Annotated in this window: 26 protein-coding genes; 16 read left to right on the top strand and 10 right to left on the bottom strand. The window is 46.5% G+C overall.

Annotated elements, in window-relative coordinates; all coding sequences use genetic code 11:
- Positions 1–12 precede the first annotated feature (12 nt).
- From BO18_RS26785 to BO18_RS26815, 7 genes are all read left to right on the top strand, one after another.
- Positions 13–789, top strand: coding sequence for a hypothetical protein (locus BO18_RS26785; RefSeq protein WP_034450903.1), 777 nt, complete (start codon positions 13–15; stop codon positions 787–789).
- 72 nt (positions 790–861) lie between these two features.
- Complete coding sequence (locus BO18_RS26790) at positions 862–1,278, top strand: GNAT family N-acetyltransferase (RefSeq protein ID WP_034450904.1); 417 nt, start codon at positions 862–864, stop codon at positions 1,276–1,278.
- A gap of 65 nt (positions 1,279–1,343) precedes the next feature.
- On the top strand, positions 1,344–2,105 hold the full coding sequence (locus BO18_RS26795) for an HAD family hydrolase (RefSeq protein WP_034450906.1): 762 nt from the start codon (positions 1,344–1,346) through the stop codon (positions 2,103–2,105).
- 22 nt (positions 2,106–2,127) lie between these two features.
- Positions 2,128–2,652: a GNAT family N-acetyltransferase gene (locus BO18_RS26800; protein ID WP_034450907.1), complete on the top strand. Its 525-nt coding sequence runs from the start codon at positions 2,128–2,130 to the stop codon at positions 2,650–2,652.
- Between the two features lie 67 nt (positions 2,653–2,719).
- Entirely contained in the window at positions 2,720–3,214 is a 495-nt protein-coding gene (locus tag BO18_RS26805) for a hypothetical protein (protein ID WP_185752582.1), read from the top strand.
- A gap of 22 nt (positions 3,215–3,236) precedes the next feature.
- Positions 3,237–3,773 (top strand): hypothetical protein, encoded by a 537-nt coding sequence (locus BO18_RS26810; RefSeq protein ID WP_034450910.1) that lies wholly within the window; start codon positions 3,237–3,239, stop codon positions 3,771–3,773.
- 91 nt (positions 3,774–3,864) lie between these two features.
- Positions 3,865–4,605, top strand: a complete 741-nt coding sequence (locus tag BO18_RS26815; protein WP_034450911.1) for a class I SAM-dependent methyltransferase — start codon at positions 3,865–3,867, stop codon at positions 4,603–4,605.
- A 95-nt stretch (positions 4,606–4,700) separates the two neighbouring features.
- On the opposite strand, the gene BO18_RS26820 is transcribed toward BO18_RS26815, so the two are convergent.
- From BO18_RS26820 to BO18_RS26830, 3 genes are all read right to left on the bottom strand, one after another.
- Positions 4,701–4,943, bottom strand: coding sequence for a hypothetical protein (locus BO18_RS26820; RefSeq protein ID WP_034450913.1), 243 nt, complete (start codon positions 4,941–4,943; stop codon positions 4,701–4,703).
- A gap of 142 nt (positions 4,944–5,085) precedes the next feature.
- Entirely contained in the window at positions 5,086–5,796 is a 711-nt protein-coding gene (locus BO18_RS26825) for a gamma-glutamyl-gamma-aminobutyrate hydrolase family protein (protein WP_034450914.1), read from the bottom strand.
- A 470-nt stretch (positions 5,797–6,266) separates the two neighbouring features.
- Positions 6,267–6,566, bottom strand: a complete 300-nt coding sequence (locus tag BO18_RS26830; RefSeq protein ID WP_034450916.1) for an HU family DNA-binding protein — start codon at positions 6,564–6,566, stop codon at positions 6,267–6,269.
- A 195-nt stretch (positions 6,567–6,761) separates the two neighbouring features.
- On the opposite strand from BO18_RS26830, the gene BO18_RS26835 reads away from it, so the two are divergent.
- Together BO18_RS26835 and BO18_RS26840 are read left to right on the top strand one after the other, a co-directional pair.
- A complete protein-coding gene (locus BO18_RS26835) occupies positions 6,762–7,298 on the top strand; it encodes a GNAT family N-acetyltransferase (protein WP_034450917.1) in 537 nt (178 codons plus the stop codon).
- A gap of 11 nt (positions 7,299–7,309) precedes the next feature.
- The gene (locus BO18_RS26840) at positions 7,310–7,954 is read left to right on the top strand and encodes a DUF4097 family beta strand repeat-containing protein (RefSeq protein ID WP_034450919.1); all 645 of its coding nucleotides are present in this window, start codon (positions 7,310–7,312) and stop codon (positions 7,952–7,954) included.
- A 12-nt stretch (positions 7,955–7,966) separates the two neighbouring features.
- Here BO18_RS26840 and BO18_RS26845 read toward each other — a convergent pair whose 3' ends face one another.
- Both BO18_RS26845 and BO18_RS33690 read right to left on the bottom strand, forming a co-directional pair.
- Positions 7,967–8,482, bottom strand: a complete 516-nt coding sequence (locus BO18_RS26845) for an HXXEE domain-containing protein (RefSeq protein WP_051689207.1) — start codon at positions 8,480–8,482, stop codon at positions 7,967–7,969.
- A 13-nt stretch (positions 8,483–8,495) separates the two neighbouring features.
- Positions 8,496–9,152, bottom strand: coding sequence for a flavodoxin family protein (locus BO18_RS33690; protein WP_051689208.1), 657 nt, complete (start codon positions 9,150–9,152; stop codon positions 8,496–8,498).
- Positions 9,153–9,288: 136 nt separating this feature from the next.
- Here BO18_RS33690 and BO18_RS26855 point away from each other — a divergent pair, with 136 nt between their 5' ends.
- The 3 genes from BO18_RS26855 to BO18_RS26865 all read left to right on the top strand — a co-directional run bounded on the left by BO18_RS26855 (position 9,289) and on the right by BO18_RS26865 (position 10,655).
- Complete coding sequence (locus tag BO18_RS26855; RefSeq protein ID WP_034450921.1) at positions 9,289–9,831, top strand: TetR/AcrR family transcriptional regulator; 543 nt, start codon at positions 9,289–9,291, stop codon at positions 9,829–9,831.
- A 31-nt stretch (positions 9,832–9,862) separates the two neighbouring features.
- The gene (locus BO18_RS26860; protein WP_034450923.1) at positions 9,863–10,222 is read left to right on the top strand and encodes a tautomerase family protein; all 360 of its coding nucleotides are present in this window, start codon (positions 9,863–9,865) and stop codon (positions 10,220–10,222) included.
- 175 nt (positions 10,223–10,397) lie between these two features.
- On the top strand, positions 10,398–10,655 hold the full coding sequence (locus BO18_RS26865; protein ID WP_034450924.1) for a hypothetical protein: 258 nt from the start codon (positions 10,398–10,400) through the stop codon (positions 10,653–10,655).
- Between the two features lie 13 nt (positions 10,656–10,668).
- On the opposite strand, the gene BO18_RS26870 is transcribed toward BO18_RS26865, so the two are convergent.
- Genes BO18_RS26870 through BO18_RS26880 form a run of 3 tightly spaced genes read right to left on the bottom strand, consistent with a single transcriptional unit; the run spans position 10,669 to position 15,832 of the window.
- Positions 10,669–11,340, bottom strand: a complete 672-nt coding sequence (locus tag BO18_RS26870) for an ABC transporter ATP-binding protein (RefSeq protein WP_034451887.1) — start codon at positions 11,338–11,340, stop codon at positions 10,669–10,671.
- Positions 11,341–11,359: 19 nt separating this feature from the next.
- On the bottom strand, positions 11,360–13,825 hold the full coding sequence (locus BO18_RS26875; protein ID WP_034450926.1) for an ABC transporter permease: 2,466 nt from the start codon (positions 13,823–13,825) through the stop codon (positions 11,360–11,362).
- 15 nt (positions 13,826–13,840) lie between these two features.
- The gene (locus tag BO18_RS26880; protein ID WP_034450927.1) at positions 13,841–15,832 is read right to left on the bottom strand and encodes a M13 family metallopeptidase; all 1,992 of its coding nucleotides are present in this window, start codon (positions 15,830–15,832) and stop codon (positions 13,841–13,843) included.
- 213 nt (positions 15,833–16,045) lie between these two features.
- Between BO18_RS26880 and BO18_RS26885 the strand changes: the two genes are divergently transcribed.
- A complete protein-coding gene (locus BO18_RS26885; RefSeq protein ID WP_051689209.1) occupies positions 16,046–16,705 on the top strand; it encodes a YczE/YyaS/YitT family protein in 660 nt (219 codons plus the stop codon).
- Between the two features lie 17 nt (positions 16,706–16,722).
- Here the strand turns inward: BO18_RS26885 and BO18_RS26890 are convergent, their stop codons facing one another.
- On the bottom strand, positions 16,723–18,516 hold the full coding sequence (locus BO18_RS26890) for a sensor domain-containing diguanylate cyclase (protein ID WP_034450929.1): 1,794 nt from the start codon (positions 18,514–18,516) through the stop codon (positions 16,723–16,725).
- Positions 18,517–18,654: 138 nt separating this feature from the next.
- On the opposite strand from BO18_RS26890, the gene BO18_RS26895 reads away from it, so the two are divergent.
- Genes BO18_RS26895 through BO18_RS26905 form a run of 3 tightly spaced genes read left to right on the top strand, consistent with a single transcriptional unit; the run spans position 18,655 to position 20,084 of the window.
- Positions 18,655–19,071 carry a hypothetical protein gene (locus tag BO18_RS26895; protein WP_034450931.1) on the top strand — a complete coding sequence of 139 codons (417 nt, stop codon included), beginning with the start codon at positions 18,655–18,657 and terminating at the stop codon, positions 19,069–19,071.
- Between the two features lie 25 nt (positions 19,072–19,096).
- Positions 19,097–19,624, top strand: a complete 528-nt coding sequence (locus tag BO18_RS26900) for a hypothetical protein (RefSeq protein WP_034450932.1) — start codon at positions 19,097–19,099, stop codon at positions 19,622–19,624.
- A gap of 13 nt (positions 19,625–19,637) precedes the next feature.
- Entirely contained in the window at positions 19,638–20,084 is a 447-nt protein-coding gene (locus tag BO18_RS26905; RefSeq protein WP_034451892.1) for a GNAT family N-acetyltransferase, read from the top strand.
- A 217-nt stretch (positions 20,085–20,301) separates the two neighbouring features.
- Here the strand turns inward: BO18_RS26905 and BO18_RS26910 are convergent, their stop codons facing one another.
- Positions 20,302–23,202 carry a glycosyl hydrolase 115 family protein gene (locus BO18_RS26910; RefSeq protein WP_051689210.1) on the bottom strand — a complete coding sequence of 967 codons (2,901 nt, stop codon included), beginning with the start codon at positions 23,200–23,202 and terminating at the stop codon, positions 20,302–20,304.
- Between the last annotated feature and the right edge of the window lie 86 nt (positions 23,203–23,288).

Raw genomic sequence — 23,288 nt, forward strand, 5'->3', positions numbered from 1 at the left:
CGCATGTCACAAATGAAAGCAAAACGGTTTTATAAGCACACTAAGAAAAAGACGCACGAAAAAGAAAAGCGGGTTCTGAATACCGTTCTGATCGTGCTGATGATAGTGTGGTACATTGCTGCATTTTTTCTCTGGATAGATGGCGCGGACAACGATGATATGCCCATGATGTTTGCCGGGATCGGCCTGTTTCCTTCAGGAAGCCTCATCATATCAGTTAATGCGGTGAAATATGCATTAAAGGACCTTAAGGGGTGGAGAAGGATCTTCACCAAGCCCAGGCTCCCGCAAAACGATGAGTTTTATGTGGTGGAAGATCCGTCCGTTCTGCACAAAGCTCTCTCCCGTGCGGTTTTTAAGGAACAGCTCCTGAATACTATTGTCATGATCGTAGCTCCCATCGTGCTTCTGGTATTCAACGGATATGTTGCCTTACACTCCAGGTTTTCCAGAACAGAGGGACGCGCCGGATTCGTGTTCTTTTTTATACTGATATTCGGATTGCCGATTTTTTCATATTCACTGACGAACTTCATTTACAGACTGAGGGTCGTAAAACGCAGGGAATATATTGCATTTCATGCAGTCGTCAACGGCATGCACAACAACAGACTTACGATCATTCATAATTCCAAATATATTGTCTTCAAGTATTCCAACTGCGTCGGCATGAACTCGAAAGACGTTTGCCATACGCCGGGAATAATTATATTTGTACCCGATGAAGTTTACTTTTTCCCGGATGGTATAATTTCCTTATCTGATGAAGATAAACATCAGGATTCTTAACTAAATGGCGGTTTCCCTTGCGGAGATTGAATTAGCCGGGAAAATGAACAGAAAAAAATAGGATAAAGCAATATGAGTGATCTGATAATTAAACATGATGAATTAACAGCAGAAGAATTCGTTCAGATGTGGGAATCTGTATGGGGCAAAGGACCGTCTTTGGAACAGACAAAGCTTGCTATGGATAATACCTTGTTCAGAGTCTCGATATTTGATGGGGATAAGATCGTGGCAATGGCAAGAGTTATTGGAGATATGGGGCTTTGTTACTATATTAAAGACGTTATAGTTCTGCCTGAATATCAGGGAAAAGGTATTGGCCGAATGCTGATCGAAGAATTGCTTAAATATATTAATGAGCACGGAGTTCCTGATACACACATTTTTGTCGAGTTGTGTGCCATGCCGGATAAGATTCCATTCTATGAAAAGTTCGGGTTCTCTGCTAATGAGGCTCAGAGGCTGAGAATTATGTATCATGTGGAATAATATCCTGAATGTTCAGGAGTAAGGACTTGGTAAGAAACGTAATGTGACCGGAGAGTGAACAGATAATGATAAGAATGATCTTAACAGATCTTGATCATACGTTATTGAGACAGGACGGGACCATATCCGTTAATACTCTTGATGTGTTGAAGGAGTGCAGGAGCAAAGGTATCCTTTTCGCGATCGCGACAGCAAGATATTGGATCGGCGCCGAGAGATATATCGACCTTTTGAAGCCTGACTATGAGATAACCACAGACGGTACACTGATCCATTCAGCCGGAGGCTGCCTGTACTCCTGTGAGTTTTCGGAGGATGATACGGAACTGATAGTAAGAAGCATTCTTGAAATGGTCCCGGGAACAGAGATCACCGTGGCACACGGAAAGGATGTCTACTGGAACAGCCTTCATATCGCCGAATCCGAGAAACTCCATAAAGCAATATATAACGATTACTCAAAGCCGCTCGGCATCAGAGCTAACAAGATCGTAGCCGAATTGCCTGATGAGGCTGTCGCGCGGAAGATATCAGAAGATGTGGGATGCAGACTCCAGTGTTACCGCGGTGAGCGATGGTATTCTTTTCTGCCTCAGGGTTCGGGGAAAACGGCCGCGATTGCCGAACTGACAAAGATCAGCGGGAATGCTATCGATGACATCGTTGCATTCGGAGATGACAGCAATGATGTCGAGATGCTTAAGCTGTGCGGCAAAGGGATAGCGGTCGCTAATGCGGTTCCGGAAGCTGTGGCTGCAGCTGACGGGATGACGCTTTCAAACGATGAGGACGGAGTGGCTCATTGGCTGAAAGAAAACTGCTTGTGAGTGACATTAAGGACAGGAACTTATGGAGATAACATCGGAAAGACTTTTGATAAGACCATTGGGACCGGAATATCTGGAAACCTATAATGCGTATGCCATGAATGTCGAAAATGCGAGATATATGTGTTTTCTTCCAAGCGAAGATGAGAAGGAGTCACTGGAATTCCTTAAGAAGGCGGAAGCCGAATGGTCAAAACCAGACCCGGAGTTTTATGAGTTTGCAATAATCCATGACGGTGAGCATATAGGCGGGATCAGCGTTCATATGGAAAACGGCAAACCCGTTCTCGGCTGGATTATAAACAGGGAATACTGGGGCAGGGGATTTGCTTATGAAAGCGCAAAAGCGGTAATGGATTATTTCGCGGAAGAAATGGGGATCACATACTTCTGCGCATATTGTGACACGAGGAATACTGCATCTTTCAGACTGATGGAAAAGCTCGGTATGAAAAGGGTTAAAGAATCCGGCGGACGCATAAACAGATCGTCACCGGAAGAAGCCTTTGAATACAAGTATGAGATAAATTACAGCAAACATTCCTAAATTATCTTTTGAAACAATGGTAAGATTTCCTTGCATAAGGAAAAGGATAGGGATAAGGATCAAAGATATGGAAACGTTAAGTTCCGTGATGGAATGGGATATTGTATTCGAAAACTGCTGGTGGATGTGGATCATCTGTCCGCTGTTTTTTGCAATTGCCCTTGTCATGAGACGGTCAGAGGACAGGACGCGCAAGATATGCGGGAATGTCCTTCTGGGTTTCTCGATACCGGGAGTGTTAGCCGCGCTGGCGGGTTTCGGCCTGTTTTTATACAGTTTCTTCCGGATCCTTTCCACTGTTAATCCGGCAACCCACATCGTAAATGACATCAAGCTCGGAGACGATTTTTGTGATCTCGAGAATTCTTCTCTGTTCTCCTATCCTCTCATGATCCTGCTTTTCCCGTTACAAGGCATAGCATCCGTTATAACAGGCGGAAAGGTCTTAAGCAAAGGCAGCGGTAAAGCTATAGGGACCATAGCGGTTATTATGGGGATTGCGCTCATAGCGGCAGCCATTTACCTTGCAGCCGGCTATCTCCATATGCTGGCAGATCCGTAAAGGCAGGAGAGAGAAATACATCATGCATAAGATAAAGAAATTATTGTCGGTCATTTTATGTGCCTGCATATTGTCAGGAATGAGCGGATGCGGAAGGATCAGCAGCAAGACCGTAAATGAACTGGCTGATGAAGGATATGAAGTGGAATGGGTAAGTGATGACAGTATCCTTATCACCGAAGACGGCGCTGAATATTATTTCAAGACAGGTCTCTTAAAACCTGAACTGGATAAGATCGTAGTAAATGTTCCCACGACTAAGGAAAAGGCGCATGAGGCCGGTTATACGACTGAGGTTACTATCACACGCACGGGCAGGAACAGGGCGACAGTCATCTTTTCCAGACCGGTCTTATTCACGGACAAAGACGGCGAAGAGGAATACGGCACTGATTACTACACATTCAGATTCAAGAACGGTTTTTCCGCAGATGACATGACGAACAACCGCGGTTTCCATGACATGAAGAGTGACTATGATGCCTGTTTTGGAGAATTGTCTCCCGATGAAGCCCAAAGGTTATATGACAGGGCTCTGGAATTGGAAAAAGAACTGTGAAAGGTTTTCAGTTCTCCGGACGGCACTTGATCGGAATGATATGTATAATGATTGTGAGTTTATCGGTCAGCAGAAACGTAAGGGGATAAAAATGCAGCAGAACATATACGACAACGATACTTTTTTCGAAAATTTCAGGGGTCTTCGAAGTGATGAGATCAATTTCAATGAGGTCATCGAATCGCCGATAATAACGGCCATGCTGCCTGATCTTAAAGGCAGGAAGATACTGGATATCGGGTGCGGAATGGGTCAGCATGCGATGCAGTATTCAAAGGCCGGTGCGGCATCTGTTTTAGGTATCGACATTTCCGAGAAGATGCTTGCTTTTGCAAAAGAGAATAACAGTGCGGATAACATCGCATACCGCCGTCTCGCATTTGAGGATCTTGAAAAGATAGACGAGCGTTTTGACCTTATAACGAGTTCACTGGCATTCGATTATTCAGAGGACTTCGGAAAACTCATGAAGGAAATATACGCGCTTCTTGATGACGGCGGTTATCTTGTATTCTCGACGTCTCACCCCATATCGACTGCATACGACGGCGTTTATGACAGATACACGAGGACAGAAGACGGCGTAAGGCTTTACGCAAATCTCCATAACTACGGTATTGAAGGGGAGCGTCACTTTAAGTGGGTTGTTGAGGATTACGAAGTTTATCACAGAATGATATCGACGCTGATAAACTGCATTGCCGGTGCGGGTTTTGTGATCGAGGAATGCCGGGAGTCGAAAGTGCCTGATGACATTCTTGCAAAGTATCCCGACAGATTCGGCGGTGTCGTTCATCAGCCGGACTTTATCTTTTTCAGGTGCAGAAAATAGACTGATCCGGCGCACACGAACTCAAACAAAAAGTGCTGATCCGGGAAACATACCCGACTCAGCACATATCGTGTTGTTTTATATCACAGTCTCAATCAGTTTTCTTCATAAGCTGAATATACTACCGGGAAAAGCTGCTGTCTTTCGACACGTCCCGGAACACAGAAATATCTTGTAAGCATTCCCAATGCCGTGTCCAAAGGTCTGCCGCTCTTCTTCCACTCAGCCGCAGTCTTGTAAGCCTCTTCGAAGATCACTTCAGCCGGTTCATCATCGTAAAATCCGCCGCCTGCAACCTGATCGAGTTCTGCTGTTCTGATCTCATTAACGTTTGTCATGTCCGTATCTCCTTGTGATAGATGAATTTTGTTTGTGTCTTCATTATCACCGGGGTCTCCGTGCCAAACAATCAGTAATGCAGGTAAGAAGTGATGCATAAGCAACAGATCGGAATGAGTGTGTCGGGCAGCACTTCAAAAACTATTTCATGGCTTCCACAAAGGCAGAGAAGATCTTCTGACTGCTGACGTCTGAAAGATAAGAGAATTCAGGATGCCATTGCACTGCCCATAAGAAACGGTGCCCGGGCATATAGACCGCTTCCACCAATCCGTCCGGTGATGTTGCCATAGTCAATAGTTTGGGTGAGAGTTTTCTTACAGCCTGATGATGGTAACTGTTGACTTGCAACTGATCAGTACCGAGAAGCTTTCCAAGTGGAGAATCTTCCGCGATGATAACGCTGTGGACAGGTATATCGTAGGGCGGTTTCTGATGATGCTCGATATCAGAAGGGTGCTGAGTGGGAAGATCCTGATACAGCGTGCCGCCTAAAGCGGCATTAATGAACTGGATTCCCCGGCATATGCCGAGAACGGGCTTATCCGAAGTCATGGCAAACCTTAAGTAAAAGGATTCCATATCATCGCGTTCTTTACAGCAGACAACAGAATCATCGAGAGGTTCCTCGTTATAGATATACGGGGATACATCGTGTCCGCCTGTAAACAGGAAACCGTCACACATTTCAGCCAGCTGGCCGAGCTCGTCTGTATCTGTGGTAAAAGGCAGGATGACAGGGATACCTCCTGCATTGCGTATACCTTCCAGATATCCCGGAAGCATCCATATGCTTTCTTTGCCGTCATCCCAAAGCGGCATGACTCCTACTAACGGTTTAAGTTTGCTCATTGACGCTTCTCCTTAATAAAAGCATTATACCGACAACAGCATGATCCGCGCATACTTTCTCGGAATATGAATAATTCTCTTTGGGAATACCGGCAGATCCGGAGGAAAGGGAAGCAGAAAGCTTGCATTTGAAAAGTCACCACTTCAAAAAATCGGCAACTATGCGGCGCTGCCGAATCATTTGCCGTATTTTTCGAGCATTTGCTTAGAAAAATCCTGCAAAAGTACGGCATAGCCGAATCTTTGCCGATTTTTCTTATACCTGATTCATCCTGCAAACCCGACAGCGCCAGAACTCTGTCTAACAGACGCAGTCTTTTTGGAGTGCCGATTGTAATCTTCCGATTTACTGATATTTACCATTTGCATTTTCATTCAAAAGCAGCTGTCACTATTTTGAAAATAAATTAAAAAGGCTGTCTCATTGTTCTGAGACAGCCCCGATTTAACCTATGTTCAGTGAATAAGGATTACTTCTTGCACTTCTTGGAAGGCTTTGTGTTAACCTGATCCTTAAGAGCCTTGCCTGCCTTGAACTTAGGAGCTGTGCAAGCTGCGATCTTTGTAGCAGCGCCTGTCTGAGGGTTACGGCCTGTTCTTGCAGCTCTCTTTGTTGTCTCGAAAGAACCGAAACCTACGAGAGAAACCTTACCGCCGTTCTGGAGCTCATCACCGACTACCTCGATGAAAGCCTTAACTGCTGCATCTGCTGCTGCCTTGGAAATGCCAGCCTTAGCTGCCATTGCGTCAACTAATTCCTGTCTATTCATGAATAGAACCTCCGAAAAATAATTATGTTATCGAATAACCGATATGAGCGATTATATAAATCAAATGCCTTTAAAACAAGGCTTTCTTTGCAGATTTTTGCGGTTTCATGATTTTTTTACAGTTTTACGACAACGGGGCGGAAATGCGTTGAGATTCAGCCGTGATATAATTGCATTATTACTGACGGCAGGGGAATGGGAACAGCACTTATGGACATAAGTTACAGGCAAGTTCGCAAAGAAGACGGATATGAATGGTATACACTCCTGAGCAGAGTGTGGCGCACCGCGTACTGTGACATTTTCCCTGAAGAAGTATTTGATGAGCGTGATAAAGCCATAGAAGGCAAAGCACGTGAGTTTACGGAAGAGAAATTTCTCGGTGACAGAAAGGTCGCTTATGTGGCAGAACATGACGGGAAGATAGTGGGTCTGATGTTTGGAACGCTGGATTCGGATTACGATTACTTCAAAAACGACTATGCTGATCTGGTAGCTCTCTATGTATATCCCGATTACCAGGGAACGGGCATCGGCACTGCCTTAAAAGACATATTCGTCGAATGGGCAAAGAGCAAAAATGCGGACAGGTTTGTCGTAGGTGTTTTGAAGAATAACTTCAAAGCCAGAAAAGTATATGAGTCATGGGGCGGGAAACTCTCAGAACATGAACAGGATTTTGTTGTGATGAACGTGGGATATCCGGAGTCGTTTTATATTTTTGAATTATAAGGAGAATAAGGATGGAAAGTTTCAGCGGTGATGTTAAGTCAATAAAGATGGACCTTAAGGCTTGTTCGGTCAGTGTTGTTGCGGAAGACGGCTGCGGACTTAAAAGCACAGGCTACACGGGCGATAAGAAACTCATGCCTGAGATATCATTTGAGAATGGCGAGCTTACGGTTACGCAGAACTCTGTCGGAGGCATATTCCATGGCGCCATGGCGATCAACAAACCGTGCCTTACCGTAACGGTAGGGAAGGAGACGGTCCTGAATGATCTTGACATTAAGATAAACGCCGGCGACGTAAGCGTCAGTGGCATTACCGCTGACTGGTTTTCGGGAGTTATCAATGCGGGAAATCTGTCAGTCAGCGACGGCAATTTCCTTAAGGCCGAGTTCCGTATAAAGGCCGGAAACGTGAATTTCAGAAACACGAACTTCAACAAGGCTGAGACAGATGTAAAAGCCGGAAGCGTAAAGTTTGATATCGAAGAGGATTTCGAACAATACGACATCGAGTGCAAAGTTAAAACGGGATCCGTTAAAGCCGGTCAGGATATTTCGGGCAGAGAGTACAGCTCTAAGGGTAAAAATACGAACTCCATCCCGAATTCGATAAAGATAAATGTAGCTACCGGAAATATAGAGATAGGACAGATGTGACAGGACATTGGATCAGTTTCCGGACAGGTTGATCTTCCTGTTCACATAGTGCATCACTCCGTGTGCCACACGGAAATTCGCCAGCATGAGGACGATGCCTCCGGCTGCTGCAAGGACGGTAACGGCATCTGCATTCATGAATGCCGCGCATCTTACCAGGATGAAGGCGCTGATCGGCAGACATATTATGCTCGTTGCCACGCACGGGATATATTTCCGTATATATACCGTGTGACCGATGTGGATGAAGAAGTGTCCTAACAGTGAGAGGAATATTCCGTACCAGAGCCCATAGAGAAAACTGCACGGAAAATAGTACGCGAGAAGACTTACTCCGAAAAAGGGTATGAATTCCTCATATACTGCCAAAGTGAAGCCTTCGTTGGTAAATCCGCGGTATGTGTTCATTACTTTGGGATATCTCTCAAACAACCAGGGATTTTTCCTGAAGAACCAGCCGAATCCCGCAAGTTCTTCCATATCATGAAATATGAATATCAACGGCAGCAAAAGTATATAGTCTCTCATAAATACATCTCCTTCATCCGATTCCCATATCCGACCAGCGCAACGTGACGCCTTTATACAGTTCACCTTTTCGCTTAACGAATGGCCTGATCCCGAAACTGAAGATAATATGGTGATACAGCTTCTGAAAGATACACGCCCTTTTACGCACCAGCCTTTTTGCTGCTCTTCTGCTTAATGAGCAGATCTTTTCCTTACGGCTGTCCTTGCCGTTAAAAGGGGCTTTCAGCGCGATGTGCGCACATAGGATACCGCCCGAAAACAGGATGAGATCATTCAATATCTTTTCAGTATTCCTAAAGCCGTAGTTTTCTCCGGTGGCCACAGTGATGCAGCGTTTGCCGGTCAGCAGCTGTTCGATCACGAAATGACCTCTGTCGATGAGGTCTTTCATCAGCCCAGATACATTACTTGCATATGTTGGAGAGCCGAGTACCAACCCGTCTGCCTGCCTTATCTTTTCGCTTAACATTTCCGCATCGTCATTGATATGACAATGTCCTGTCTTATAGCAGGAACAGCATCCCAGGCAATGTCCGATTTCAAGGTCTATGAGGTCATAATATTCTACGGTGATTCCCGGAGATATCAGCTCTTTTTCCACAGCATGAAGTATGGAAGCTGTCAGTCCGTTTTTTCTGGGACTCCCGTTTATCACGATGATCTTCAAGGGTTTCCTCCTGATATAAGTGACACACTTGTGTATTTCATGGAAGATGCTACTATGGTTACGGAGTTAAGTAAACAGATATGGCAAAAGATACACAAACACGCGATTTTGTGTACTTTCCCGGAAGGAGAATACAATGAACAGTGCTGACCATCCGTCTGCGGTCCGTTCAAGAAATGAGATAGCCGGGGCACTTCTCGGACTTATGGAGAAGTATCCCTATAACGAGATCACGGTAAAGCAGATCATCCTGGAGACTGATCTGGTGAGAAAGACCTTTTACAGGAATTTCAGTTCCAAAGATGACGTGCTCGTTTATATAACCAGAAAAGCGCTGGCGGATTACTGCAGCGTGATCAATTCCGGAAAAGGCGACGTGCTGACCAACATATTCCTATTTGCCGATAAGAACAGGAAACTTCTGATGCTGCTTGACAGGCATAATATGCTTCATGTTGCGCTTCAATGCATGAACGAGTATCTTCCTTCATTCCGTGACAGTGAGCTTTCAGAAAACAATCCTTTCACGCCGCTGTTTGAAGGACTCGACTCCGATTATCTGATCGCCCTTAATGTGGGAGCGGTATGGAATGTCATCTCACTGTGGGTGCACCGCGGCATGAAGGATGATCCTGTGCATGTAAAAGAAACCATCAGGGAATACATTGACAGGATATAATAGAAAAAAGTTTTACAGGAGCGAAAAGCAAATGCCATTAGTCAATGTCATTATGTTGAGAGGAAAGTCTCAGGATTATAAGAAAACTGTTCTTGATTGTATCCATCAGGGACTGGTCGATTCGATCGGGATAGAGGACTGGGACAGATTCCAGCGCATAAGCGAGTATGACAGAGACGACTTCGAATTCCCGTCATTTAAGTCGGATGCTTTCATGATAATAGAGATGAAGTTATTCCCTGGAAGGACCGGGGAACAGAAGGCCGGCCTGATAGAAAAAATAACAGGCAATCTCAGCAGCAGTCTTGCGATAGACCCGTCGGATGTTTTCATTTTGATAGATGAACCTCCGCTCGAGAATTGGGGAATGGGCGGAAAGCAGAAAGGCTGAGAAAGAGGCTTTTTTATTTACAGTTTACGTGTTCAGTTTTTATCCCGCATCGTTTGGAAACATGCGGGCCGGTAAGTGTTGCTTTTTCAACGGAAAGGTCCTGAATTACTGATTGTTTGCGTTTTCATCTCTGCGGATAATGTGGATGTAAAACATATCGCAGGAGGGATCAAAAATGAAGACTTACACATTAAACAACGAAAAGAAGGCTGTTACGGACGAGCTTATAGTACTTACTCCCGAGCAGCTGAAAGCCCTTTCAGGCGGAAATTATGATAATGGCGAATCATGTCCCGGAAGAGAGTACGGACACTGTGATTTGGAATTTACGGGCAAGACAAAGCCGGGCGCGATCTTCCGTTCTTTGTGGCCGAATTATGAGATGAAGTGCAAATATTGCGGCCGTACCCAGTGGAACATGTGGGGATTCTGAGCCAAAGGCTCTATCAGGTCGTTTTCCCGTTCTCGAGCCTGACTATCCTCGTTCCGTAGGATGCGCATTTCTCGGAGTGCGTTACCTGGAGGATGGTAAGCCCCTTTTCTTTGTTGAGCTTCGAGAAGAGTTCCATTATCTCAAGTGAAGATTTAGCATCGAGATTTCCGGTCGGCTCGTCTGCGAGGAGAACGGAAGGACTTCCCATTACAGCTCTTGCGATGGCAACTCTCTGCTGCTGGCCGCCTGACAATGTCGCGGGCATTGCATTCCGCTTTTCGGTAAGGCCTGTGATCTCCAGTATCTCTTCAAATTCTTCTTTCAAAGATGCTTTGGATCTGCCGTTTATGGTCTGGGGCAGAAGGATGTTGTCTTCGACTTTGAGATTCATTACGAGGTTATAGAACTGGAATACGAATCCGACGTTCTTCAGACGGAGATCGGATAACTGTTTATCCTTAAGCGAACCGATGTCTTTCCCGCACAACGAGATATTGCCTTCGAAATCACGGTCAAGACCGCCGATCAGGTACAGGAGTGTCGATTTGCCTGATCCTGACGCACCCATGAGCGAGACGAATTCTCCTTCTTCGACATACATGCTCGCCCCGTCCAGAACGCGGTTCAGGTTTGTGTTCTTACCGAATGTCTTGCTGACATTATTTACTTCGATCACTTTATTCATCTTATTATCCTCCGCCAGATTATTCATACTTGAGCGTCTCTGAGAGATTCATCTTCTTTAAGTGCTTCAGCGGGAACAGTACCGTTCCGGTAAAGACCAGGATGAGCACGATGCAGAATATCAGACACTTGACAGGGTCAGGATCGATCACCAGTTCGAGATCCAGCGAATTCTTTGTGGCTTCGCCGATCACGCTGCACAGGAACAGACCCGTCAGGGTACCTGTCACTGAAGCAGTGACGGAAGTTACCAGCATCTCTTTAAACAGGATCCCCGAGAGTTTGCCCCTGTTCATTGAAGTCGACAGCATTACGGCGCATTCCTTTTTTCTGCCGTCAAAGCCTATCAGCTGGTTGCTGACCATGCCGACGAATGTCATTGCGAGTCCGACGGTTATGACTGTCATAAGTATCGCCGTAAGGCGCGTTACTTCACTGTCGACTTCATACTTGTATTCGTCAAAGGTCTGAACATCAGCGTAACCGTCGAGGGTATATTTATTGATCGTATACGCTACTTTGTCGGGATCGTCACATTTTACGAGGTAATAGCTGACGGAGTCTCTGAATATCTCTCTGAATTCGTTTTTGGTCATCAGAAATGTTCCGTTCGGGCCGGAAAGAGAACTGAACTTTACAAGGTCCTGGACAATGTATTCACGCATGATCGGGACGACACCTTCAGGGTCATATATAACCGTTATCGTATCGCCGGCTTTTATTCCCTGCTTCACGGCATAGTTTTCGTCAACGAAGACCGAACCTTCTTCCAATGAATCCGGAAGTTCCGAAAAGATGTTATAGTACTTAAATCCGTTGTCAGGCATTGCAATGAAGTAACCGTATATGCTCTTCTCATTGCCGTTTACCCTTATGTCCATGGTTTCACGGTAGATCACTTCGGTATCCGTAACGCTGTCGAGCTTATCGATGAATTCGAAATCCTTAAGCTTGCCTGAGCATGTAACGATGACATCGCTCGAAAAGTCGTATCCGCTCAGCATGTCGAACAGGGACATGGCGATTCCGAAAATGACTACGCTCATTGCTGCCGCGGTTACGCAGAGCACACCGCTCGAGACAGTGCTCTTTCTCGTTTTGGCCTCGATCAGTGAAAGAGACCACGTGGTACTGCCTGATCTTTCCGCAAGTTTTTCAAAGCACGTGACTATCAGCTTATATATCCACGGGAACAGGAACGCGATGGCGACAACTGTACACAGAAGACATACGGTAGCTCCCGCAAACTGCTTTCTGAAGAAGAAAGCAGCGGCCGCACCCGCAAGCAATACGATGCCTGCAACAAGACCTGCCTTGCTGTATTTGTATTCTGTATCCCTGTTATCGAAGATGATGTCACGGATCGGTGTCTTTATCGCTTTCAGTATCGCTTTCAAAGGAATGAGACATTCGACCAGTATGGAGCCGGCGATAACGCCTGCTATAAGCACCCAAGATACCGGATCCACGTCCATCGGAACCGGATTTCCGTCATTGTCGGTCATATAGAATATCATGTTGAAGACCGGTGTTTTGATGAGCGTATAGAATAACACCGCCGGAACGCTTCCCAATAACGCATAGAGAACGTTTTCGAGCAGGAGTACGAGTCCGGTCCCGGCAGCGCTCATTCCAAGGCTTCTTAAAGTTCCAACCATCGGCATTCTCTCGCTTACGATCCTGTTGCAGATGGAAGCAGTTACGAAGATCACCAGAAGGAATGCTATAGTAAAGAGCAGATAGAAGACTGCCGTCGTATCCTGGATGTTTGCCGATTCTTCCTCTGTAAGAGCGAGGCATATTACGGTTCCCTGAGGATAGTACTCTTCAAGCATATCGCATGCTTCCCTGACACTTGTGTCATCGGTTATGTCGATCATGAGGACGCCGACATCGCGTCTGCCGCAGGAGATGATCCTTGCCGTGTCGAGATTTACCAGGAGCTTGTATCCGGTAAGAAGAGTATTCTTGCTGTCCCTCGGAAATACACCTGTGATCTTTATCTCGACTTCTTCTCCGCTCCTGTCATGAACCGTGATCGTATCGCCTTCTTTGTAACCGTAATCAACGGACAACTTATAAGTGCAGTAGGCTTCCAGTTCGCCTAGCTCGATCGGATCCATGAAGCCCATGTCGACTGCATCGTCGACATTTACGCCGAGGATGCTGAGTTTTTGGGTCGATACGAAGGCATATTCGCCCTCAATGTCATTGTAGAGCATGTCACTGTTGGAATTGATCTCCACGATCTTCGCTTCCGGAAATCCGTCAGGCAGACCTTTTACGGAGTAGTCATCGACAAGGGCGAAGATGTCTCCTGATGTTATATTGCCGAATACCATGGTAACGTATTTTTCTATGGACGATACCAGGTCAAAGCAGAGCATCGCACAAACTGAACAGACGAAGATCGCAAACACGACCATCAGGGTGCGGAACGGTTTGCCGAATATGTTTTTGAGTGAATTCTTAAGTACTATGTTCATTATCCCGGCCCCTCATCAATACCATCTTGAGATCCTGTTCTCAGGTGCGATATACATGCCGTCGCCCTCTTTGACATCATAGACGTCATAGAAACAATCCAGCGTGGAGAGGATCGCATTAGTCCTTATGATCTCCGGACTGTGTTCGTCATATGCGAGCAGATTGATGATCGTAGAGTCGACTCTCTTGCGGCACCAGACGGCCGCGTAATTTGCAAAGATCTTCTCAAGATCCTCATTTGTTTTTGCAAGGGAAGTAACACACTCCATGCCTCCCAAGTCGGCATAGTTCTCGCCTAAAGTCTGTTCACCGTCAACATGGTAAACACCGAAAACAGTGAAATTGTCTTCGAAATAAGTGACGGCTTTCTTATTTCTCTCGGTGAGGCTTTCCATGTCTTCGGGAGTGATCCAGTCAGGATCGTATACACCGTTCTCGTTGAAAACGATGCAGTTGCTGTCGAAAGCGTGACCCATCTCGTGAGCTATTACCGATCCGAGGCCTCCCAGGTTCGTGTAGTAATCCGCATCAGCGTCGAAGAACGGTGCATTGGTAATGGCTACCGTTATCGTTATGGTGTTGGCTGTGGGGTCATAGCACGCGTTGAACATCTGCATCGGCATTGCGATCTCTTTGCGGTTTACGGGCGTAGCGAGGCTGTCAATGCTGTCCTTCATTAATATCTTCTGGTATTGCATTAATATCTCAAAGTAGTTACCGCTCAAGTCCTTAAACTTGGTGTCATCGTGTCTTTTACGGTCCATGCCTGTGATATAGACGATGTTTTCGAGCTTTGCGAGAAGGCCTTTTCTGGTGTTTTCAGTAAGCCATGAAGCATTTGCGATAAGCTCCCTGTAACCGCTCCTGATGTCATCACACATGGAAATGAGCGCATCATCAGTCTCTTTGGTGTAGTAACGCTCCACATAGACCGGATCAGTCTCAAGATAGAAGGTATGACTGATCTCATTTACGGCCTGCTTTTCAGGCGTGTCATAGCTGTCAGTTACATAATACGCGAGGAGCTTGTGATGGGGAGCGATGAATCTCATATATCTGCCGTAGAGATCATTGATCTCCCACACTTTGAGAGCTTCGATATTTTTATCTGACAGGACCTCGTTAAGACGTATGAGCTGCCCTTTGTCGATCACGCAGAACCGGTCACAGTGCTCTCCGTCAAATCCCACCGTTTTAACATATTCAGACAGATCGACATTGGTCAGAATATTGTCGATCTCATCTTTGGAAAGGATCTCCATGTATATGTAATCCCAGTCCGTGTCGATGATGTCCATGTTTGTGGAACCATAGAGTTCTATCGCAAGATTGGCGATCTTTACGCCGCATTCGTCGGAAGAGTCCTTGTCATGATCTAATGTCTGCATAATGATGGATGCGTTTTCAGCCACATTGTCTGCAGCGAAATTGTCCTCGCGCATCTCTTCGAAAGAGACATCCATTACGGACGTCAGTTGACTGAATAAAAGTATCTTTTCTCCCGCGTTGAAAAAATCATAAGATACCGACAGATGCAGAAGTCCTGAAAGGCCATAGTCTCTTAAGAGTACCGCATCGATCTTCATAAGTTCATCCACTGTATTGCAGTTTTGGATGTCATTTATCATCTTTACCAGGTCTTCAGGTATCGGCTCATTCGCGAAATCATAATCAAGGAAAGCATCGTAGGCAGTCTTGATGACATCTTCCTCGCTTCCTTTTGAGTAGCCGGAACCTGATGCGATATCCGAGATGATGCCTTCGACCTGTTCTGTGATCATCTTGTCATTAAATGCGTCGGCAGCGATGCTGTCCCCGTATTCGAACCTGGCATTGGCGAGCTTCTCACCGTTGATATATCTGTAATAATCATCCTGGGGACGGACCGGTCCCGCTGTTGTCGTTTCCGAAGTTTCAGACGGAATAACCGGAATCTCCTCTGTGCAGCCTGCCGCCAGTCCGGCCGCCAGCGAGCACAATAATACTGTCGCTATTATCCTTTTCATCCCATTTCCCCCATAGATAAACAATTATAAGAATAATATCACTGTTTTTTGACGTTTGTGTATCATCACGGTAACGAAGTGACGGGATTTACGGCAGATTCTGATCCTGACGGAAAGATAGATCAGAACATACGGGTGGAAATCCTTATGAGGAATAGTTAGAATGATGCGGTCAAAAAAGGGTGGTGCAGTTTGCACTGACAGAGGCGCGGGATGAAGTTCAAGCTTGACATTAAGCGGATAATAGTTTGTTTTCTTGCAGTATTCGGAATGGGATTTTTTCTCTCGTTTCTGATGCTGTGCGGACTCGGCACGGATCCGTGTTCTTTCATGAACAAATCGATCTCTCTTAGGATAGGCATGATGTTCGGCACATGGCAGCTGATAATCAACGCAGTCATGCTGCTTATCGTCATTTTCTGGGACAGATCGAGCCTGGGCTTCGGAACTGTCTTCAACATGGTGCTCGTCGGTTACTATGTCGACTTCTTTGACTGGGTCTGGAGCAAGACCATACCCGCTCACATCTTTACCGATAATGTTACCCGCTGGCCGGTCTTTCTCGGGGCACTTTTATGCTTTATCATCAGCGCGGCTGTTTACATCAATTCCGACATGGGAGTCGCTCCTTATGACGCGCTTCCGAAGATCATCACGCAAAAGGTGACTGACAGGTTCCCGAAGATCCCCAAGATGCTGATCCGCATGGCCTGGGATTTTGCTGCCATCCTGGTCGGAATCCTTGCTGGAGGGACACCTGTTGTGGGAATCATATTAATGGCCGTATTCTTAGGGCCTGCCATAAGCCTGGTCGGCAGATTGTTTTTCAGCAGGAACAGGAAAACTGATATTGCAGGGAAGATCGGTAAATGATCAGGTAAACGGCCGGTTTACGTGTCCCGGGCCGTTCTGTTGTCTCCCTTAAAACCATCCTGGGCATGGATCTTCTGCTTTTGCTCATACATCTGTTTGTCCGCTCTCTCAAAGACTTCCTGGAATGAATGATCGTAATCGCGGTCAAATATGGCGCTTCCGTAAGATATAGAGATGCGCTTGGTGATGTCGTCTGAAGATTTCCTCTGCTGTTCGAGCATCATCTTGAGAGTGCTGAGATGTTCTGCGATCCTTGCGTATTCGAGCATGGACGGGATGATGACAAACTCATCGCCTCCGATCCTGAAGACCGTACTCATGGGGAAGGCTTTGCACAGGATCTTTGTGGCTTTCTTAAGCGCACGGTCGCCTTCCTGATGTCCGTGCGTGTCATTGATCAGCTTCAGATAATTGAGGTCGCACATGATGACCGCGAATTCCGCAGTTCCCGCTTTGATCTGCTCATCTATATAGCTGGCCGTATCCTCAAATGCATGCTTGTTCTTTACATTCGTCAGAGAGTCGATGTATGCCAGGTTTCTCATGGAAACAAGGTCATCTTCCTGTTTCTTGAGTGTCTGCGCGTCCTTCTCGATCCTCTCATTCTGTGCAGCCACATGCGCTCTTATATTTTCGGATCTGGAGCGGATCTTATCTATGGCAAGTCTGAAGCTTCTCGAGACTTCGCCGACCTCATCATTCTTTTCGGGCGGCAGTACGACATCGTAGTTGCCTTCTCCGATTTCGTTGGCTGCAGAAGCGATCTTTCTTAAAGGATCTGTGATCCTGAGTGATATGAACGCGGCGACACCCATGGAGACGCCTGCCATGATGACAGATACCACAACCATGAGGATTACTACGCGGTCTCTTTCCCTGTAGATGCTGTCATGTCCGTCGCAGAGAACAAACTTCATGCCGTTGCGCAATGTGACAAAGGCCATGACACGGTCTCTTCCGAGATAATTGTAGCGGATCAATGTATCAGTGGTCCTGTCCTGTGTCATGAGTTCGCCGTGCTCGACCAGTTCGTCCTCAGCATCGCCGTGCAGATGCTCTTTGCCGAGATCATCGATATGGTAATGGGCACTGCCGTCCGCTTCCTTGAGATACATGTAGCCTGTCTCGCCGTAACTTAAGGTGTCGACCCATGTAAGCAGTCTCGAAAAGCTGACATCGATGCCGATGACAGCCACGGGAGTACCGTCGATAATGACAGGCTGTACATATGAGATCAGATAATCGTCGATGCTTCCGTCATAATAAGGATTTGTCCAAATTGCTTTCCCGGCTTTGATCGGGGCGTAATACCAGAATTCCGAGACGGGATCTTCCGCTATCTCCTGTTGTGTGAAAGGTATCGTCTTAAAAGTACCGTCCGTGTCGCGGCTGTAATATGTGCCTTCATCACGGTCGACCGGGCCTGTTATGTCAATGGTGTAGTGAATGTATGCACTCTGGATAAAGTCATTGCTCTCGGTCATGAACATGATAAGGTCATCCGATTCGTCGATTATCCTGGCACGCAGGGATTCGTCTTCTCTGATCGAATCCAGATCGGGGATCCTGCTCTCGGTCCATTTCGACAGTGAGTTGACGGCATCTTCTATCCTGAGAAGTTCCGTATCAAGATCAGAGCCTCTCTCATCGCAGAACAGATTCATCTGTGTTACGGCACCCTGGGTGAGCACATTTCCCATGAACAGGATGCATATGATCATAAGGCATGCGGAAAGCACGAAGATAACGCTGATGATCAGCATCATCAGCTTTGTGCTTATCGAAGAAAAGAATGAACCGGTCTTTTTCATTGTCCTGTGCCTCGTCCGGATGCTTAAGGATAATATAATATTTTAAGATATTTGAGGCGGTTTTTCCAATCCGGAGACAGGCTCTTTCTGTTATGATTGGTAATATCGGGGAGAAAAGGATTACGGGAGAACTTGAAAATGTCAGAAGAACAGAATTGCATGATATTTGATGCAGGTGATTTCCATCTGGAACTGAGAGCAAAGATCTATAAAGGCGATCCTGTCATTAATAACGTTTTGCTGTATGTGAAGGTTGATAGCAATGGCTTTGCGGGAACGATGGAAATGGAAGTCGGTTCCGGTGAACTTGACGGGTTCATCCGTGATGTGTTGAATATGAATAAAGATCTGAAAGGCAAAGCCGGGATCATGGAACCGTACGGCGATCACTGTTTCATGGCTTTGGAGATCGATAGATCCGGACATGTCACGGTAACCGGGATGCTCAGGGTCTCGGCACAGAAACTGGAGTTTGAAAACAGCTTCGATCAGACATACCTGGCATGTCTTTCGAAGAAACTGGCGCAAACGGATGTGTGGCAGGAAACAGTTTAAAAAGGCGGATAAGAGGGGACAAATTATGGCTACATTACCTGTTACTTGTAAAAAGTGCGGAAAAGCATTCAGAGTCGATCCCGGGAGGAAACTGGCCAAGTGTCCTGATTGCGGGGTGGGTAAGAGCATGTCCAAGGTTATGAAGGAACAGCATCCTGAGTGGTTTGAACTCGTCGAGGAAGAAACGAAGATCATAACCGAGAGGAATGACGCGGTTCCCGGACTGAAAAAATACGAAAAAGAGCCTGAAGTTAAAAAAAGCGTTATTGTTATTTTGGCCGTTGCCGGTTTAGCTTCCGCTATAATCCTTGCCCATCCGGTAATAGAGTTTTTTAAGACTACGCACAGTACGTGGAGTGTCGTTTTGTTTGTAACCTTTTATGGTTTCTTTGTCATAGCTTTATGTGTTCCTGTGTTTTTGCCGGTTTACAGAGAACACAAAGATAAAAAATATCAGGAGGCATATTCCGAAGCTGTTACGGACAAGGCCTGCCAAAGACTTATTGAGATAGCCGGGGAAAAGCAGGAATATCTGAAGAGATTTGAGGAGTGAGAAGATCAGGATCATGTATAAACTTAAAAGGCTCGGAATTGAAGATAAAGAAGAAATAAAGGCTGTGTTTACAGGTGTTTTTACTAAGGAACCCTGGTGTGATGACTGGTCTGACAAAGAGCAGCTGGACATGTATATCTGCGATCTGGTCGGACAGGGTTACTCCCTGACGTACGGACTGTACGATGGCGCGGATGAACTGATTGGCCTGTCCCTGGGATATATCAAGCACTGGTATACCGGCACGGAATACATCATTAATGAACTGTGTATAAAGACCGAGAGGCAGGGGACGGGAGCAGGGACGTTTTTCATAAATGAGATCGGGAAGGCTGTAAAGGAACTCGGGCTTAAGCAGATATTCCTTTTGACCGACACAAATGTACCCGCATATGAGTTCTATAAGAGAAACGGTTTTGTGGAATCGGAGACCTGTGTCGCGTTTTCGAAATTCATATAAATAAAAATTTCACTGCAGATCTGATACGTAAAAACGCGGTCCCGCAGCTCTTTGCAATGCGATCTGCTCGAGATCGTAGTCGTATGTAAGAGCCTTCATTTTCCCGGCCTGGGTCTTATTGCCGTTGTCGTCCAGGAACCAGGCATCTCCGCTCGTTCTCCAGTCGTTGACCTTCGTAACAAGTGTTCTTGCCGATTCATTGTCTACTTCATATGGCTTATGTTCTGTAAGTCGGCTTGGGTCCCAGATACGATTCCGGTATCTTTGCGCCTTCTTCGCAGATCACGATCTTCTGCAGGACGAGATTCGGGTTGACCGCATGGATGTTCAGAGTGTTCATTCCCTCTTTAAGCTCAACCGTGAAAGTTGTCTTGCGGACATTGTCAAGAACTCCCTGTGACCAGTACGGATTGCCGTCTCCGACAGCAAAGCCTTCAGGGATCATGTTGATCTTCTTTATGCTGCCCTCGTTTACGCTGACGCCGACAAGTATCCTGGGCTCGCGGCCGAAAGGATTGCTCGGGTTGGTATATAAGGTCACTTCATATCTGCCGGCTGCAGGGACCTTTATCCTGTATTCAAGATAAGGAGCATTCTTTGTGCCGAAAACCTTATCCTGAGGGTATGCCTTGACTGCATCCATGCCCCGGCTGTAGTCGGGAATGATGCGGAAAGATGCGGATGAAGGAGAAGAGAAACATCTGCTGTATCCTGTGGCCGGGATCGAGATGTAATTCATCCCGAAAGCGTTCTTTTCGAGGGATCTGTCAAAGATGTTGGCTTTGATCTGATCTTCTCCGTAATCTTTCCGTCCGGTCCAGTGATAAACGCTTTCTCCCTTGAAGGAGGATGTTCTGTTGAAGGGGACCTTGACGACGGTATAGCCGTCGGCGCTGTGAATGCAGAATTCTGCAGCATCACCGCACTTTATGGCGGAACGGTCGATCTTAACCTTCAGTTCGTAAAGCGAATAAGGCTTTACCGTACCTTCCGTTGAAGAGAAACTCAGTCCCTTGCAAGGATTCTCGACCGTGTATTTAACTTTCTTACCGCATGCAGTGCTTAAGAACAAAGAAGCTTCGTCACAGGAAGGATCGAGGAACTGATCCATAAGGAGAACACGGCCTGTCCAGAACTTGCCTTCGGTGCTCTGGCATGAGCCTTTAACGGTGGTGATGAGTCTTTCTTTGTTGGCAGGCTCAAATGTGCAGATAACGGGATTCCTGCAGCCTTCCTCACACCAGTTGTTGAAGCCGATGTGCTCTGACAAGCCCATGCCGTACCACTTGCCGCCATGTGTCGTGTGAAGTTCATCAACGATCATGCGGTCATATACGATGCATTTATTAATCTCGTCAGCAAGTGTCATGGCGTAAGTGCTTCCCAAGTCCGCAAATGCGTGATTCAAAGTGGTCAGGAGCCACATGCGCTGAATGTTAAGGCCGGCTGTAAGAGGGAGCCACAAGAACTCGTAGAAACCGAACTCCGTGTTTCCTTTGAGTTTTTCTCTCATTTTGCTGCACTTATTCAAGAGTTCTTCGATCTCATCAAGAAGATCGAAAGTCTCATTATAGTTAAAAGCGTTATAGACACGGTCGTTCATGGCTTCGGTCCGGCGTGCCGTCGTGATGCGGGTATAGCCTCTGAGCATCCCGCAGATCGCGCTCTTGTCAGATTTGGACAGGTTCGAACCGAAGATGCGGTCAACTATGTGCTTGGTATATTCGACGGCCGCATCGGGATTTGATGTTCCCCAACGGTCGAAATCGTATGCGAGATCAAGGAAGAACGACAGCGGATATTCATTGCTGAAGATATCGCCGACATTGACTATCCAGAGATCTCTTATGCCGAAGTCATATGCGGTGGTCATCTGTTCCCATGTCTTGGCAAGAGCCGATGTATTGAACCACTCGAAAGATATCGGAAGTCCGTGGTAGTCGAAATGATAGTACATGCCGTAGCCGCCCTTGTGCTTCCGCATTTCAGGCGTCGGAACTGTACGGAGATTTCCGAAATTGTCATCGCAGAGCATCAGTGTTACTCCGTCAAGTTCGGGATCGCCCATAAGTCCGGGTGTCTTGTCATCGCCATAGAAATACGGTTCGACTTCCTTATAAAGAGCGAGCATTCGCGGTACGGAGTCGAGATCCTTGTTTACGTATTTGCGGATGAGTTTGTTCTGCGTCTTCAGTACTTTTCTGAGCAGATCGATATTGTCTTTGAGCGTCGCATCTTTGCCCATGATCGCTGTATCAGCTTCTCCGCGCATTCCGACGGTGATGACGTTCTCGAACTTTCCGCTTCTCTTAAGGCCGTCCTCCCAGAAACGCGTGATGCCTTTCTCGTTCTTTAAGAAGTTCCAGGCATCTCCGTATATGGATCCGGGACCTCTTAAGTATTTATATTCCTCACCCTGTCTCAAACACGGCTCGTGGTGGCTCATGCCCATAACGACACCGAGTTCATCCGCGAGCTCGGCATTTGCGAGTCCGGGACCGTCGTCGGGGAAGATCTCCGCCCACATGGCCGGCCAGAGATAATTGCCCTTAAGTCTTAACAGGAGCTCGAAAACATGCTCGTACATCTTTGCGTTAAAACCGCCGAAGTTGTGCATGCAGAAATTGCCGAATGCCGGCCACTCGTCGTTAATGAAGAAGCCTCTGTATCTTACGGAAGGCTCTTTGGATACCATGCAGTAATCTGAGGGGATCTTGAAGGTCGTCATTTTCGGAGGCTTGATATCGAGCCAGTCGATGAAAGGGGAGACACCGAGCATCTCCGAGAGCTTGAACAGCCCGTATATCGCACCGCGCTTGTCACTGCCCGTTATTACAAGGGCAGAACCGATAACTTCGATCTTATATACTTCGCGCTTTCCGTCTATGCCGCTTGTGTCAACGCCGATATCCCTGATCAGCTTATCGCCTGTGACACCGACACAGACGGGAGACTTGCACACGGAAGACTCCACGACCTTCGGTTCGTATCCGAATACCGCCTTGATATCGCCTGCTACTTTTCCGGCTATCTTTCTGACACCGCTTAATGTGTCACGGCCGCATACGATCTCGATGTTTTTGTTTTTTATTCCGATCGAAGAGATGATAAAGTCCATACGCAAAACCTCGATATTTTATCTTCCATACAAGCATACAACATCTGACAAAGTTAATCTATCACAAATTCAGTGATACAGATTAA

Source organism: Butyrivibrio sp. AE2032 (assembly GCF_000702965.1).